Origin of the sequence: Aeromonas sp. HMWF014 (assembly GCF_963878295.1) — a bacterium.
In the GTDB taxonomy this organism is placed as follows: Bacteria; Pseudomonadota; Gammaproteobacteria; order Enterobacterales; family Aeromonadaceae; genus Aeromonas; species Aeromonas popoffii.
Genome location: NZ_CAWNYS010000363.1, coordinates 1 through 14,183, shown reverse-complemented (window position 1 = coordinate 14,183; position 14,183 = coordinate 1). Strand labels below are relative to the sequence as shown.

Genomic DNA, 14,183 nt, shown 5'->3' with positions numbered 1-14,183 from the left:
AAATGCCGCTGCCTGGATAACAAAAAGCCGACCCTGGGGTCGGCTTTGTCGGCAAGTGGCCGTAATCAGAACTCGGCGGTACGCGGGGTACGCGGGAAGGGGATCACGTCGCGGACGGTGCCCATGCCGGTCACGTAGACCACCAGACGCTCGAAGCCCAGACCGAAACCGGCGTGGGGTACGGTACCGAAACGACGCAGGTCACGGTACCACCAGTAATCTTCCTTGTTCAGCCCCATCTCGGCCATGCGGGCATCCAGCACCTCAAGGCGCTCCTCACGCTGGGCACCACCGATGATCTCGCCGATCCCGGGTGCCAGTACGTCCATGGCGGCCACGGTTTTGCCGTCGTCGTTGAGGCGCATGTAGAAGGCCTTGATGTCTTTCGGGTAGTTCTTCACCACCACAGGCGACTTGAAGTGCTCTTCGGCCAGATAGCGCTCGTGCTCGGAGGAGAGATCGATGCCCCAGGAGACGGGGAACTCGAAAGTCTTGCCACAGTTCTTCAGTACTTCGATGGCATCGGTGTAGTCGATTTGGGCGAAGTCGGAGGAGACGAAGCGTTCCAGTCGGCCGATGGCATCCTTGTCGACGTGCTGGGCAAAGAACTCCAGATCGTCGCGGCGCTCACTCAGCACGGCGTTGAAGACGTATTTGAGCATGGCTTCGGCCAGGGCAGCGTTATCGTCAAGGTTGGCGAAGGCAATTTCCGGCTCAACCATCCAGAACTCGGCCAGATGGCGGCTGGTGTTGGAATTTTCGGCGCGGAAGGTGGGCCCGAAGGTGTAGACCTTGGAGAGGGCACAGGCATAGGTTTCGACGTTCAGCTGACCGGAAACGGTCAGGAAGGTCTCCTTGCCGAAGAAGTCCTTGTCGTAGTCGACCTTGCCGGCGTCGGTGCGCGGCAGGTTTTCCAGATCCAGGGTGGAGACGCGGAACATCTCGCCGGCACCTTCGGTGTCCGAGGCGGTGATGAGCGGCGCCGCAATCCACAGATAGCCCTCTTCGTGGAAGAAGCGGTGGATGGCTTGTGCCAGGCAGTTGCGTACCCGGGTCACGGCGCCGACTATGTTGGTGCGCGGACGCAGGTGAGCTTGTTCGCGCAGGTACTCTATGCTGTGGCGCTTGGCGGCCATGGGGTAGGTGTCCGGATCTTCGACCCAGCCCACGACGTTGACCTCGGTGGCTTGTAGTTCGAAAGCCTGGCCATTGCCCTGGGAGGCGGCAATCACACCGGTCACTTCCACGGAGCAAGCAGTGGTCAGACGCAGCACTTCATTCTCATAATTGGCCAGGGTATTGGGGACAACCGCCTGTACCGGATGGAAACAGGAGCCATCGGAGACGGCCAAAAATGAGATCCCCGCCTTGGAATCACGGCGAGTCCGGATCCACCCTTTGACTGTCTGGGTGGTGCCAACCGCATATTTACCGGTCAGCACATCTACTACGGATGCGTGCGTCATCGAAATATTGTCTCCAGCTTGTTCTTGCAGCGCTATTTGCAACACTAGGGGTCTGGCCCGGGCATTGATTGGCCCATCATGGCAGACTAAGCCGTCAATCTTACCCGCGCGGGTTTGATAAACAAGCAAAAATGTCGGACTCTGGAGGGGTTTTGTGCCCGGATCACCTCATGACCGGGCCGCTTGGGTGGGGGATGGGTGTGAAAGAGCGGCGACATGGACCTGACCGGTTGGCCCGGGTGTTGCAGGGATTGGTGATCCTCTGCTGGGGCGGCTTCATCGCCTTGCTCTCCCTCTATCACTTCGCGCGGCCGCAGATCGCCTACGGTTTTCTGATCTATGGCGGGGTCAAGGTGCGCCAGAGCTGGGATCCCGTGCTGACCCCCTGGCTGGAGCGCGGGCTCTGGGGTTGCTCTGTGCTGACGCTGGTGGTCTTGCTGTTTGAACGGCAACGTTGCCGCCGCCAGGAGGATGTCGGCCGGGTGCATCTGGCTATCTTGTTGCTGATCCTCATCGCCAGTTTGCTGTTCTACTACGCGGGTTAATCCTGCGGTTTGTCCTGCTTCCCCTGAGCGGTGGGGCGCTTGCCCAGCTGGCGCTCCACGCTGTCGAGCATCTGGTTGTAGGCCAGTGCCACCCGACCTATCTCATCCCCGTCATCCCCCTCCAGCCGGTGGCCGAAGTCGTGCTGATCGGTGGCCTCTTCCATTGAGCGGGTCAGCTGGTTGAGGGGGCGGACTATCCAGGTGCGGATGACCCAGAGGGTCAGCAGCAGCCCCATCCCGAAGATGCTGGTGAGAATGAGTGCCGAGGTGAGAATGTTCTGCTCAACCCGGGTAAAGAGGGAGTCGAGGGAGTAGTCAAAGCGCACCGCACCGAGCACAGTGTTCTCCGGCACCAGATGACAGCTGGTGCAGTCGGTGCCGCGAAAATCTTTTTTTGCCAGCAGCGGTCGGGTCACGACCAGCCGGCTGTGCATGTCATCGTGCACCACCTCCAGACTGCCCTTGCCCGCCAGCGCCAACTCATCGAACTCATCTTTGCTCTGTTCGGTTGCGCGCCCTGGCCCGAACTGTTTGCTCACCGCCTCGCCACGGACGATGCGGGCATCCTCCACATGGGCGTGCTCGAGGAATTTGTTTCGCAGGGTATCTCGGGCGTCCATCTTGCCGGTCAGCATCAGCATGTTGAGGCCATCGAAGTAGGCTTCGCTCTGCTCGCGGCTCTGCTCCTTGATCAGGGTCAGGATGAGATCCCGCTCGCGCACGGCCTGATAGGCTGCGGAGAAGACCAGCACCATGGAGAAGATGAACAGCAGGAAGAAGTTGATTTTGGCAGCAATGGAAAGGCGCATGGGAACGGTACATCTGTTGGGTAAAACCCGCGCAGTCTACTCGCACCGGTCGTTCGGGTCTGGTGCCTTGCTCACATTCTAATGAAAAAGAGTCAATAGGCCCTGCATTCTCATGCAGGGCCTATTCATTCAGGCTCAGAATTCGCCGCTGGCGATGGCCTCATTGATGGCGCCGGTCAATACCCTCAGCTCCTCGGGGGTGATGACGAAGGGGGGCATCAGGTAGATGAGTTTGCCAAATGGCCGGATCCAGGCTCCCAGCTCGACGAACTTGCGCTGGATGCGGGCCACGTCCACCCGCTCTTTCATCTCCACCACGCCGATGGCGCCGAGTACCCGCACATCGGCCACGGCCGGGTTGAGGGTCAGCGCGACCAGTTCGGTCTTGAGCTGATGTTCGATGGCCTGCACCCGCTCGGCCCAGGGGGAGGCGAGCAGCAGATCGATGGAGGCGTTGGCCACGGCGCAGGCCAGCGGGTTGCCCATAAAGGTGGGGCCGTGCATAAAGACCCCCGCCGTGCCGTCACAGATAGTGCGGGCAACATGTTCGGTGGTCAGGGTCGCCGAGAGGGTGAGATAGCCGCCGGTGAGCGCCTTGCCCAGACACATGATGTCGGGGCTGATCCCCGCCCAGTCGCAGGCAAACAGCTGGCCGGTGCGACCAAAGCCGGTGGCGATCTCGTCGGCAATCAAGAGCACGTCGAACTCGTCGCACAGGGCGCGCACCCACTGCAGGTAGCGGGGATGGTAGAAGCGCATGCCGCCCGCGCCCTGCACTATGGGTTCGAGGATGATGGCCGCGATCTCTTCGTGATGATCGGCCATGAGCGTGGCCAGCGCCACCACGCTCTGCTCGTCCCACTCGGCGTGGAAACGGCAGCTCGGTGCCGGCGCGAAATGGTGCTCCGGTAGGAAGCCTTTATAGAGCTCATGCATGCCGCCATCCGGATCACAAACGCTCATAGCACCGAAGGTGTCGCCGTGATAGCCGCCGCGCAGGGTGAGGAACTTGGCTCTGGGGGTGCCTTTGGCGTGCCAGTACTGCTGGGCCATCTTGAGCGCCACTTCCACCGCCACCGATCCCGAGTCTGCCAGAAATACCCGATCCAGCTTAGCTGGCGTGATCTCCACCAGCTTGCGGCACAGCTCGACCGCCGGGGCATGGGTCAGGCCGCCAAACATCACGTGAGACATCTTGCCGAGCTGGGTGGTGGCGGCCGCGTCCAGTTCAGGCACTTGATAACCGTGCACGCAGGCCCACCAGGAACTCATGCCATCCACCAGTTCGCGGCCGTCGCTGAGGGTGATGGTTACCCCTTTGGCGCTGGCAACTTCATAGCAGGGCAGGGGATGGGTCAGGGAGGTATAGGGGTGCCAGATGTGGTGCAGGTCGAATTCTTGGTTGGTCATTATATGTTCTGTTGTCAATTGGTTTGATCTGGTCGGTGTTGACAGTCTACGCGCGCTCTCTACACTAGCCAACAATTTCAGCCACTTGGCTTTGCCCATTCAGGGGGCAGGCACAGCGGCGGGTTTTGTGTTCGCTCATCCGGGATGGCCGGCGCAGGATCCCACTTATCACAACCGGAAGCCATGTATGAATGCTCTCACCCCGGGCGACCACGCCCTTCGCCACGACTGGACCCTGTCCGAGGTTCAGGCCCTGTTTGCCCTGCCCTTCAACGATCTGCTGTTCCAGGCCCAGACCGTACATCGCGCCCACTTCGACCCGAACGAGGTGCAGGTGAGCACTTTGCTCTCCATCAAGACCGGCGCCTGCCCGGAGGATTGCAAATATTGCCCCCAGAGCGCCCGTTATCATACCGGGCTCGAGACCGAGCGGCTGATGGAGGTGGAGAAGGTGCTGGAGCGGGCCCGCGAGGCCAGGGCCAACGGCTCGTCCCGTTTCTGCATGGGAGCCGCCTGGCGCAACCCCAAAGAGAAGGACATGCCCTACGTCATCAGGATGATTGAGGAGGTGCGCGGGCTGGGGATGGAGACCTGCATGACCTTAGGGATGCTGACCGCCGATCAGGCGGCGCGTCTTGGCGCTGCGGGACTCGATTACTACAACCACAACCTCGACACCTCGCCGGAGTTCTACGGCGAGATCATCTCCACCCGCACCTATCAGGACAGGCTCGATACTCTGGAGCATGTGCGCGGCGCCGGCATGAAGGTCTGCTCCGGCGGCATCGTCGGCATGGGCGAGCAGGCCAAGGATCGGGCGGGTCTGCTGATGGCGCTGGCTAACCTGCCACGCCACCCGGAGAGCGTGCCCATCAACATGCTGGTCAAGGTGAAGGGGACGCCGCTGGAGAACGAAGAGAACCTCGACCCGTTCGAGTTTATCCGCACCATAGCCGTGGCGCGGATCATGATGCCCGCCTCCCATGTGCGCCTCTCCGCCGGGCGAGAAAAGATGAACGAGCAGATGCAGGCCATGTGCTTTATGGCGGGGGCCAACTCCATCTTCTACGGCTGCAAACTGCTGACCACCCCCAACCCCGATGAAAACAGCGACATGCAGCTGTTCAAGCGACTCGGCATTCACCCCGCTCAGCGGGCCCAGAAGCCGGATCAGGTTCAGACATTGGAACTGGAAGAAGAGCTGCTGGCCGAGGTGAGCCGCCAGAACGCGCCGGATGAGATGTTTTACGATGCTACCCGTCCCCGCACAGGTGCCACGCGGTCATGACTGGCCTTGCAGTAACGGGCCCCTTTGCGTTGGGCGCGGCGCTGGCCGGGCGCGAGCAGGCTGATTTGCTGCGTCGCCGCATCGCGACGCATGGCAGTGTGGCTGGGCGGTTGCAGGTCGACGGGCGCGACTACCTCAATTTTTCCGCCAACGACTATCTAGGGCTGGCGGATCACAGCGCCATCAAAGCCGCCTTCAAAGCGGGAATTGACTGCTATGGCACCGGATCTGGCGCCTCGCCGCTGGTCACCGGCTACAGTCGGGCTCACCAGCAGCTGGAAGAGACGCTGGCTGAGTGGCTCGGGGTTGAGGCGGTGCTGCTGTTCAACTGCGGTTTTTCTGCCAATCAAGCGGTGCTCAAAGCCCTGCTCGGCAAGGCGCATCTGCTGTGGCAAGACAAACTCAATCATGCCTCCCTGCAAGAGATGGGCAGCCAGCTGCCCTGCAAGATGACGCGCTTTGGTCATAACGATATGGCCGCTCTTGCACGTCAACTCGAACCCAACCGTGGCTTGATCGTCTCGGAAGGGGTGTTCAGCATGGATGGGGATCAGGCTCCCTGGGCTGAACTCGCAACACTCGCCGCCCAGAGCGGGAACTGGCTGATGATCGACGATGCCCACGGCCTCGGCGTGCTGGGGTCACAAGGGCGCGGCACCCTGGCGGCGCAAGGGGTTCCACCGGCCAGCGTGCACATCCAGATGGGCACCTTTGGCAAGGCGCTCGGGGTGGCCGGTGCCTTTGTCGGCGGCAGTCGCGAGTTGGTGGACTATCTGGTCAACTTTGCCCGCCACTACGTCTACAGCACCCATATGCCGGCCGCGCAGGCTTGCGCCGTCAGCAAGAGCATCGAACTGGTGCGCGCAGCCGACGAGTCCCGTGCTCATCTTGCCCAGCTGATCGCCCGCTTTCGGCAGGGCGCCACTGCCCTTGGCTGGCAGCTTGGCGCGAGCAACACCCCGATCCAGCCGCTGCTGGTGGGAGAGAGCAGTGCCGCGCTTCAACTGGCCGAACGACTGCGCGCATTAGGGCTCTGGGTCACCGCGATTCGGCCACCGACAGTGCCGGTGGGCACGGCGCGGCTGCGCATCACTTTGAGCGCGGCCCACCGCGAACAGGATATAGACCGCCTGCTTGAGGCCCTTGGCCCTTGCACCCTGTCGGCCACGGGTAATGAGGATGCCGCAGACCCGAGAGGTGCTCGCCATGCATGAGCGTTTCCAGTCGGTCGACAAGGCCCAGCTCGCCCGTCGCTTCGGTGCGGCCGCCCGTCACTACGACGCCCACGCCTGCTTTCAGCAGGAGGTGGGGCTGGCGCTGCTCAAGCGGATGACAAACGCCTTGCCTGCGTCGGAGCCGGATCATGGGGGGCAAGGGGATACTTTGGCAGATACCTTGCCGGGATCAGGACTGGATCTGGGGTGTGGCACCGGGTTCTTCCTGCCGCAGCTCGCCCGCCGTTGTCACCGGCTACATGGACTGGATCTCGCTCCCGGCATGTTACAGCAGGCGGCCCTGCGCGGCAGTGGTGCTCATCTCCTGTGCGGCGATGCGGAGCAGTTGCCCTTTGCCGATCAGAGTCTGGATTGGGTCTTCTCCAGTCTGGCCTTGCAGTGGTGCGAGCGTCCGGCGCAGGCCTTTGCCGAGCTGCATCGGGTGCTCAAACCCGGTGGCCAGCTGTGGTTCTCGACCCTGCTCTCTGATTCGCTTTGGCAATTGCGTGAGGCCTGGCGCACGGTTGATGACAGTGCCCATGTCAATCGCTTCCTCAGCCTGCCACAATTGCACGATGCTATCGCCGCCGGGGGCTTCACCGCCCCTCGCCTCGAGAGCCTGACCTGGTCGCTCGCCTATCCCGAGCTGACCGGTCTGCTGCGCGATCTCAAAGGGATAGGGGCCAGCCAGATCAATGACGAGCGCCAGCCTGGTCTCAGCAGCCGGCAGCGTTTGCAGCGCCTTAGCCTGGCTTATGAAGCCTACCGCCAGCCGGACGGCAGGCTGACCGCCAGCTATCAGGTCTGTCTGGGGCAAGTGGGTCGCCGATAAGCCGGTCCGGGTTTGAGCGGGCTGTGGTTCTGCTACGCTGCCTGAAAGAGTTGATACGCAGGTGAGCTGCCCCCACCAGGGGGAGCCACCTGATTTGTGTTGAGGAGTTATCATGGTTAAATCCTTCTTTATCACGGGCACGGACACCGATGTGGGCAAGACGGTAGTCGCCCGTACCCTGTTGCTGGAATTTGCCGCCCACGGCATCCAGTGCGCCGGTTACAAGCCGGTCTCCGCCGGTTGTGCCCGTACCCCGGATGGACTGCGCAACCTGGACGCAGTGCTGTTGCAGGAGGCCGCGAGCCTGCCTTTGCCCTACGATCTGGTCAATCCGTTCGCCTTTGAACCGCCCATCGCGCCCCATATCGCCGCCAGCGAGGCCTGTGAGGCCATCACGCTGAAAGGCTTGTCCGATGGTTTGCGCCAGATAGAGCAGGCCGGTGCCGAGCTCATCGTCGTGGAGGGGGCCGGGGGGTGGTTTTTACCGCTGGATCGTAGGTACCTGCTGTCGGACTGGGTCAAGCAGGAGAACATGCCGGTGATCATGGTGGTGGGGGCCAAGCTGGGTTGCCTCAACCATGCGCTGCTCACCTTCGCCGCCATTCGCAACGACCACCTGCCGGTGGCTGGCTGGGTCATCAATCGGTTGCACGGCTCCATGAGCCACTACCAGGAGAATCTGGACACGCTCAGGGGCTTGCTGCCTGCCCCATTTTTGGGTGAGATACCCTTTGTGAACAATCCACTCGATGCCGATCTGAGCGGGCGTCTCGACATTTCGCCCCTGCTCTGATGACGACATTCAGCGAACATTCATCGAATCTATATATTATGTTGAGCAGGTGTGGTCCCGGCAGGTAATGAAGCTGTACGGGGCCACGCATCCATATCTCACAAGGAGTCAATAATGAAGCGAATTACGCTGTTCCTGGTGACCAACCTGGCCGTCATGCTGGTGCTGGGGGTGGTACTCAATATCCTGTTCTCGGTTCTGGGGATCAACAAGTCCAGCATTTCCGGTTTGTTGATGTTTTGTGCCGTGTTCGGTTTTGGGGGTTCCTTTATCTCCTTGCTGATGTCCAAGTGGATGGCCAAGCGTAGCTATGGCGTCCAGGTCATCGAGCAACCCCGCAACGAGACCGAGCACTGGCTGGTCAGTACCGTGGCCCGTCAGGCCCGTGAAGCGGGCATCAAGATGCCGGAAGTGGGGATCTACGACTCCCCCGAGATGAATGCGTTCGCCACCGGTGCCCGCCGCGACGACTCGCTGGTCGCTGTCTCCTCCGGCCTGCTCTACAGCATGAGCCGGGACGAGGCGGAAGCTGTGCTGGCTCACGAGGTGAGCCACGTGGCTAACGGCGATATGGTGACCCTGACCCTGATCCAGGGGGTGGTGAACACCTTCGTGATGTTCTTCGCCCGTATTGTGGCCGGTCTCATCAGCAACTTCTTCAGCTCCAACAACAGCGAAGAGAGCAGCAACTCGGGTGGCTTTGCCTACATGATCACAGTGTTCGTGCTGGAGATGCTGTTCGGCGTGCTGGCCTCCATCATCGTCATGTGGTTCAGCCGTCAGCGTGAGTTCCGCGCCGATGCCGGAGCTGCCAAGCTGGCTGGCCGCGACAAGATGATTGCCGCGTTGCAGCGCCTCTCTCGCGGGGCCGAGCCGCAGATGGAAGGTGCCATGATGGCCTTTGGCATCAATGGCAAGCGCTCCGTGAGCGAACTGTTCATGAGCCACCCGCCCATCGAGCAGCGCATCGCCGCCTTGCGCGGTTGATAGATGCTGGATATTTGGGGATAAACCCCGAATAAAAAAACGGCTGCCTTGTGGCAGCCGTTTTGCTTTGCAGCGTTTTTTAAAGCTTAAAGTGCCCCATCTCCTGACGCAGCACCCGTGACAGCTGCTTGAGCTTGGCCGCCTCTTGCGACACATGGCGGGCGGCATCCCCCGATTGCTCGGAGAGGGAGGTGATGCTGCCGACGGTAGAGACCACCTCGTTGGCGGCGGTGGACTGCTCGCGCAGGGTGTGGCTGATCTCCCCCATCAGGCCGGTCAGGTTGGCGGCGTGGCTCTTGATACTGGCGATGGCCTCGCTCGTCTGGTTGGCCAGGCTCACTCCGCGGGAGACGTTGTTGACCGTGTTCTCCATGCTGCGGATAGAGGCATCCGCCCCGCTCTGGATCTTGCTGATCATGCCGGTGATCTGCTGGGTTGACGCCGCCGAGCGGCTGGCGAGATTGCGTACCTCGTCGGCTACCACGGCGAAGCCCCGTCCCTGCTCGCCAGCCCGGGCCGCTTCGATGGCGGCGTTGAGGGCCAGCAGATTGGTCTGATCGGCGATGCTGCGGATCACCTCTATGATGTCCGAGATCTGCTGAGTGTGGCTGTTGAGTTCGGAGAGGCTGCTGGCCGCGTTGGATACGGTGTCCGAGATGCTCAGTATGCTGTCCAGGGTCTGCTTGATGACGCCGGATCCGTCTTCCAGGGTGTTGGCGGAGACTTTGCTCAGCTCGTCGGCATGGGTGGCGTTGTCGGAGAGATGACTGATGCTCACCACCAGCTCCTCGATGGCCGCCGCCATCGTCTGGGTACTGCTTTGCTGGGAGGTGGCAAACTGGGCTGTCTGCTCCGCTATCTGGGCTATGCTGTCGGCCGATCCTGACAGCTCCTCGGTGGAGTGGGAGACCTGGGTGATGATCCCCTTGAGGGTGGACTGCATGCTGGCCAGTAAGCCGATAAGGCTCTCTTTTGCGCCGCTTGGCACATGGATCTGGCGCGAGAAATCTCCCTGTGCCAGGCTGCCGAGCTCGCTCCTGAGTTGGCTGACCGAGGTGCCGATCAGGTCGAGCAGGGCCTTGTAGGTGCGCCACAGGAAGAACATCAACACCAGACCCAGTAGGATGAAGAGGTAACGCAGCATGGAGGACTGGTTGGTGGTATCGTCCACAGCCTGCTGGGTACGGTTCTCCATCATGACGTAGAAGTCGTCTATGGGGGACATGATGCGCCCCTTGTTCTGGTGATAGGTTTTGTCATGCATCATAGCGATGGCCTTTTGCTGGTTGGCGACCGGGTCGCCATCCGTCTGCTGTACCAGCTTGAAGGCTGCCACTTCGGTGTTGACCAGAGCATCCGAGTTGTTTTTGGCCTCGTTGAGCTTGGCCAGCTCCTCGTCGGTGAAACCGGCGTCCTTCATCAGGTCGATCAGGCCGCGACGAATGCGGCTCTCGGGGCGAGGACTCTGGCCGCTGGCAGCGACAAAATCCCAGTAGATGCGGTGATAGCTCTCTGGCCGGTTTTGCTCCCCGTTGCGAATGGCCAAGATCCGCATGTATTGCTGTTCGTAGGCGGGATCCTTGGTGATCACATAGGTGCGACCGAGCCGGGTCAGATCGTCGGAGGATTGTCGCAGCTCATCGGCCAGTAGATAGGATTGGTAACGTTGCTGATAACTCTGTTCGAGTTGCGCCCCTGACCAGCTGTAGGCAAAAAACACCAGTGACAGCAGGATCAGGGTGATTACCGATAGCAGCAAATTGAGCTGAAAGGCAGGCTTGTTTTGTTCCATGGTGCGAGCGTCCTTATTCTCATCAGGGAGCGTCTTGTTGAGCATCTCAAGTCAACAGATTCCATGGTCAGTATAGGTAATGCCTTCAAAAAACAGCTATCTTAGCCATATTTTCCGTAAATAGGATAAAGGCCTGTATGGGAGGGACTCTTGGGAATATCATGGAGAACTAAAAAGGCATGTTTTGAGTCTGGCGGGTGATAACGTTCGTGCTCTAATTGGCCAAGGATTAGGTACTAGTACGCTGACAACTGATTTTCTCGATATATCGACCTGAAATAGCACTTCTCCCTAACTGCGTTATGCTGTAGTAGTCAGCCTAAGGCTTGAATAGACCCTTGTAGATGACAGCATGTGTGGGGTAACCAGATTGCGCTATGGTGGTTTTATGGTTTGGACAATAAAGAAACTCTTGTTATTGATAGCAAGTATTTCACTTGCCATCTCCATTTTGCTTTTTTATTCGATTTTTACGCTGAAAGGTAAAGTTGAAAAACAGAGGGATGTTGAACAACAACGTTATCAAAGCGTATTATTGGCCAATGAATTACGTCAGAGCTCGGATGATCTGACTAGATTGGTCAGGACCTATGCACAAACAGCCGATCCTAAGTATGAAAAACAGTACTTTGACGTTCTTGATATCAGAAATGGTCTACAGCCAAGGCCATTGGATTATAACCGTATATATTGGGATTACATGGCTGTTTCTGACATACCGCCAAGAGGGAACGGTACTGCTATTTCCTTGAAATCTATGATGCAACAGGCGGGTTTTACCCAAGATGAATTGCAAGAGTTAACCCGAGCGCAAGAAAGTTCAGACAGACTGGTGAAAACGGAAACAATCGCTTTTAATGCAGTGAAAGGCCGTTTTGTGGATGCTATGGGACAGTTTACAATTATCAAGGAACCTGATCTTGATTTCGCCAGGCGAATACTTTTTGATACCCAGTATCATACTGACAAAATAAATATAATGAAGGGGGTCGATAATTTTTATAAAATGATGGACGCCCGTACTAATCAGCTGATTGCAAGCAGTGATGATGAATCTTCATATTGGTTGAAACTTGTTATCACTTTAATATTGTTGCTCATGTGTGCGTTGACATCATCATTGTTTTTCATACATCGAAAACTGCATGTTATGTTAGGGGCTGAGCCTGCTACTAGCATCAAAGCAATTAATGAAGTCGCTCAGGGGGATTTTTCTTGTGAGATTAAAATAGATAAATATGATAGAGGCAGTTTACTATATAATGTGCGAATGATGTCAATCCAGTTGTCGAAGACATTGACTAATGTGAAAAACATATCTGGCACTATTAGCAATGCATCGCAACAATTATTATCAACTGCAGAGATGCTGTCATCTTCAGCAAGTGAGCAGTCGCTCGTCATAGATAAAACAGGTTCATCAATTGACATGGTGATGAATGCGATAAAATGCAACTCAGACAACGCCACCGTCACAGAAAGAATCGCAGTGCAGACCTCATTAAATGCACAGGAGTGCGGCTTGTATATGGATAAATTGTTGTCTGCTATTCAGGACATTTTCCAGAGAGTGTCCATCATCAATGAGATTTCACGTAAAACGGATTTATTAGCTATTAATGCTGCGATTGAGGCTGCCAGGGCCGGTGAGAGTGGCCGAGGTTTTGCTACTGTGGCCACCGAAATCAGGCGTCTTGCTGAAAAATCATCAAAAGCGGCCCAAGAAATCGGGATTGTGTGTACAAACGCAAAAGCGACCTCCATCGAGACGGGTGAGAAACTAAAGCAGATGCTACCGAGGATCATGGAAACGACGGCATTGGTGCAAGATATATCCAGAGCATTGAATGAGCAGCAGGGTGCAATGGGTAACATTAGCCAGGCCGCGTTACAAAATACCAATGCAATGCAATCAACGGCAGCGACAGCGGAAGAGCTGAGTTCTACGGCAGAAGAACTCAGCGTGACGGCTCAGATGCTGTTAAATTTGCTGCACCAATTCAAATTGCCATGACCGGAGCCGGGATCCTCTCATCATGTTATTGCGGCCCGATCACCAGATCGGTCAGCGGCACCGCGCAGCAGGTGAGGATCTTGCCCTCGGCCCGCTCGGCGGCTGTGATGGCGGGGGCATCCGGGTGGTCAACGTCACCGGAAACCAGCGTCTGCTTGCAACTGCCACAGATGCCTGCGCGGCAGCTCCAGGGCAGCTCCACTCCCTGCTTGTTGGCCTGATCCAGCACGGTACCCTGATTGTTGCCGGTGAAGGTCTGGGTGCCGATGCGCAGCTGCACAGCCTGATGGGGGCGTGCCACCGAGAGAATGGCGCCGCCAAAGCTCTCCTGGCGGATCCGTGCGGCCGGAACGCCGAGGGCCGCAACTTTGGCGGCAGCATCGGCCATAAAGCCGTGGGGGCCGCAGATAAAGACCTCTTTTTCGACCAGCCCTTTGACCCGTCGCAGATGCTCATCATTGAGTCGCCCTTGCAGCCCCTGCCAGTGGCTATCTGGCTGGCTCAGGATCAGGGTGAGCGTCATGCCCTGCTGCGCCATGGCATGCAGTTCGCTGGCGGCGGGAATGTCCGCTTCGCTGCGGCACAGGTGCATAAAGTGAACATGTTCCAGCTCCCCGCGCAGGGCCAGGGTGCGGGCAATCGCCAGCATGGGGGTGACGCCGGAGCCTGCCGAGAGCAACAGGAGATTGCGCTCGCCGCCCAAGTGAAACTCGCCTGCGGGATTAGCGGCCAGCAGCGGGTCACCCACCTGCATCTGCTGGTGTAGCCAGTGGGAGATGCGACCCCCCTCCACCTTCTTGACGCTGATGCTGTAACGCTCCGGTTGATCCGGTGTGGAGCTCAGGGTATAGCGCCGTTGAATTCGCTCGTTTTTGATATCGAGGCTGATGGGCAGATGCTGGCCCGGCAGGTAGTCGGGCAGGGGCTCGCCATCGGCCGCCTCGAACCAGAAGGTCTCCAGATCCCGCGCCAGCGGCTCGCGGGCCACGCAGACCAGCTCCCGCTTCTTCGGCGCGGCGGCGGGGTAGACCAC

12 protein-coding genes are annotated in these 14,183 nt (G+C 58.8%); 7 read left to right on the top strand and 5 right to left on the bottom strand.

The genetic code is table 11. The features are described from left to right. Positions 1-65: 65 nt before the first annotated feature. Complete coding sequence (gene asnS / locus AAC083_RS15105) at positions 66-1,466, bottom strand: asparagine--tRNA ligase (protein WP_108537034.1); 1,401 nt, start codon at positions 1,464-1,466, stop codon at positions 66-68. Between the two features lie 194 nt (positions 1,467-1,660). Here asnS and AAC083_RS15100 point away from each other — a divergent pair, with 194 nt between their 5' ends. Then, positions 1,661-2,011, top strand: a complete 351-nt coding sequence (locus AAC083_RS15100; RefSeq protein WP_108537036.1) for a hypothetical protein — start codon at positions 1,661-1,663, stop codon at positions 2,009-2,011. Here the strand turns inward: AAC083_RS15100 and AAC083_RS15095 are convergent. Then, the gene (locus tag AAC083_RS15095) at positions 2,008-2,820 is read right to left on the bottom strand and encodes a HAMP domain-containing protein (RefSeq protein WP_042036831.1); all 813 of its coding nucleotides are present in this window, start codon (positions 2,818-2,820) and stop codon (positions 2,008-2,010) included. The genes AAC083_RS15100 and AAC083_RS15095 overlap by 4 nt on opposite strands. A 135-nt stretch (positions 2,821-2,955) precedes the next feature. Then, on the bottom strand, positions 2,956-4,230 hold the full coding sequence (bioA, locus tag AAC083_RS15090; RefSeq protein WP_108537033.1) for an adenosylmethionine--8-amino-7-oxononanoate transaminase: 1,275 nt from the start codon (positions 4,228-4,230) through the stop codon (positions 2,956-2,958). 187 nt (positions 4,231-4,417) lie between these two features. On the opposite strand from bioA, the gene bioB reads away from it, so the two are divergent. The 5 genes from bioB (at position 4,418) to htpX (ending at position 9,344) form a co-directional block, all read left to right on the top strand. Then, positions 4,418-5,518 (top strand): biotin synthase BioB, encoded by a 1,101-nt coding sequence (gene bioB / locus AAC083_RS15085; protein WP_108537032.1) that lies wholly within the window; start codon positions 4,418-4,420, stop codon positions 5,516-5,518. Beyond that, the gene (gene bioF, locus AAC083_RS15080) at positions 5,515-6,732 is read left to right on the top strand and encodes an 8-amino-7-oxononanoate synthase (RefSeq protein ID WP_108537031.1); all 1,218 of its coding nucleotides are present in this window, start codon (positions 5,515-5,517) and stop codon (positions 6,730-6,732) included. The genes bioB and bioF overlap by 4 nt, the downstream gene beginning before the upstream one ends. Then, entirely contained in the window at positions 6,725-7,564 is an 840-nt protein-coding gene (gene bioC / locus AAC083_RS15075; protein ID WP_108537035.1) for a malonyl-ACP O-methyltransferase BioC, read from the top strand. Before bioF ends, bioC begins: the two co-directional genes overlap by 8 nt. A 112-nt stretch (positions 7,565-7,676) precedes the next feature. Beyond that, the gene (gene bioD / locus AAC083_RS15070) at positions 7,677-8,357 is read left to right on the top strand and encodes a dethiobiotin synthase (RefSeq protein ID WP_042036838.1); all 681 of its coding nucleotides are present in this window, start codon (positions 7,677-7,679) and stop codon (positions 8,355-8,357) included. 114 nt (positions 8,358-8,471) lie between these two features. After that, positions 8,472-9,344: a protease HtpX gene (gene htpX / locus AAC083_RS15065; protein WP_108537030.1), complete on the top strand. Its 873-nt coding sequence runs from the start codon at positions 8,472-8,474 to the stop codon at positions 9,342-9,344. Between the two features lie 79 nt (positions 9,345-9,423). On the opposite strand, the gene AAC083_RS15060 is transcribed toward htpX, so the two are convergent. Continuing rightward, positions 9,424-11,136 (bottom strand): methyl-accepting chemotaxis protein, encoded by a 1,713-nt coding sequence (locus AAC083_RS15060; RefSeq protein ID WP_042036933.1) that lies wholly within the window; start codon positions 11,134-11,136, stop codon positions 9,424-9,426. A gap of 352 nt (positions 11,137-11,488) precedes the next feature. On the opposite strand from AAC083_RS15060, the gene AAC083_RS15055 reads away from it, so the two are divergent. After that, entirely contained in the window at positions 11,489-13,150 is a 1,662-nt protein-coding gene (locus tag AAC083_RS15055) for a methyl-accepting chemotaxis protein (RefSeq protein WP_108537029.1), read from the top strand. Between the two features lie 25 nt (positions 13,151-13,175). Here AAC083_RS15055 and AAC083_RS15050 read toward each other — a convergent pair. Then, on the bottom strand, positions 13,176-14,183 hold a 1,008-nt coding region (locus AAC083_RS15050), incomplete at its 5' end, for a 2Fe-2S iron-sulfur cluster-binding protein (protein ID WP_146181688.1).

Bases quoted from the DNA above. Each gene is read 5' to 3' on its own strand.
- bioB (WP_108537032.1), top strand. From the start codon at position 4,418: ATGAATGCTCTCACCCCGGGCGACCACGCCCTTCGCCACGACTGGACC.
- AAC083_RS15100 (WP_108537036.1), top strand. From the start codon at position 1,661: ATGGGTGTGAAAGAGCGGCGACATGGACCTGACCGGTTGGCCCGGGTG.
- asnS (WP_108537034.1), bottom strand. From the start codon at position 1,466: ATGACGCACGCATCCGTAGTAGATGTGCTGACCGGTAAATATGCGGTT.
- bioD (WP_042036838.1), top strand. From the start codon at position 7,677: ATGGTTAAATCCTTCTTTATCACGGGCACGGACACCGATGTGGGCAAG.
- AAC083_RS15060 (WP_042036933.1), bottom strand. From the start codon at position 11,136: ATGGAACAAAACAAGCCTGCCTTTCAGCTCAATTTGCTGCTATCGGTA.
- AAC083_RS15095 (WP_042036831.1), bottom strand. From the start codon at position 2,820: ATGCGCCTTTCCATTGCTGCCAAAATCAACTTCTTCCTGCTGTTCATC.
- bioA (WP_108537033.1), bottom strand. From the start codon at position 4,230: ATGACCAACCAAGAATTCGACCTGCACCACATCTGGCACCCCTATACC.
- bioC (WP_108537035.1), top strand. From the start codon at position 6,725: ATGCATGAGCGTTTCCAGTCGGTCGACAAGGCCCAGCTCGCCCGTCGC.
- bioF (WP_108537031.1), top strand. From the start codon at position 5,515: ATGACTGGCCTTGCAGTAACGGGCCCCTTTGCGTTGGGCGCGGCGCTG.
- AAC083_RS15055 (WP_108537029.1), top strand. From the start codon at position 11,489: ATGTGTGGGGTAACCAGATTGCGCTATGGTGGTTTTATGGTTTGGACA.
- htpX (WP_108537030.1), top strand. From the start codon at position 8,472: ATGAAGCGAATTACGCTGTTCCTGGTGACCAACCTGGCCGTCATGCTG.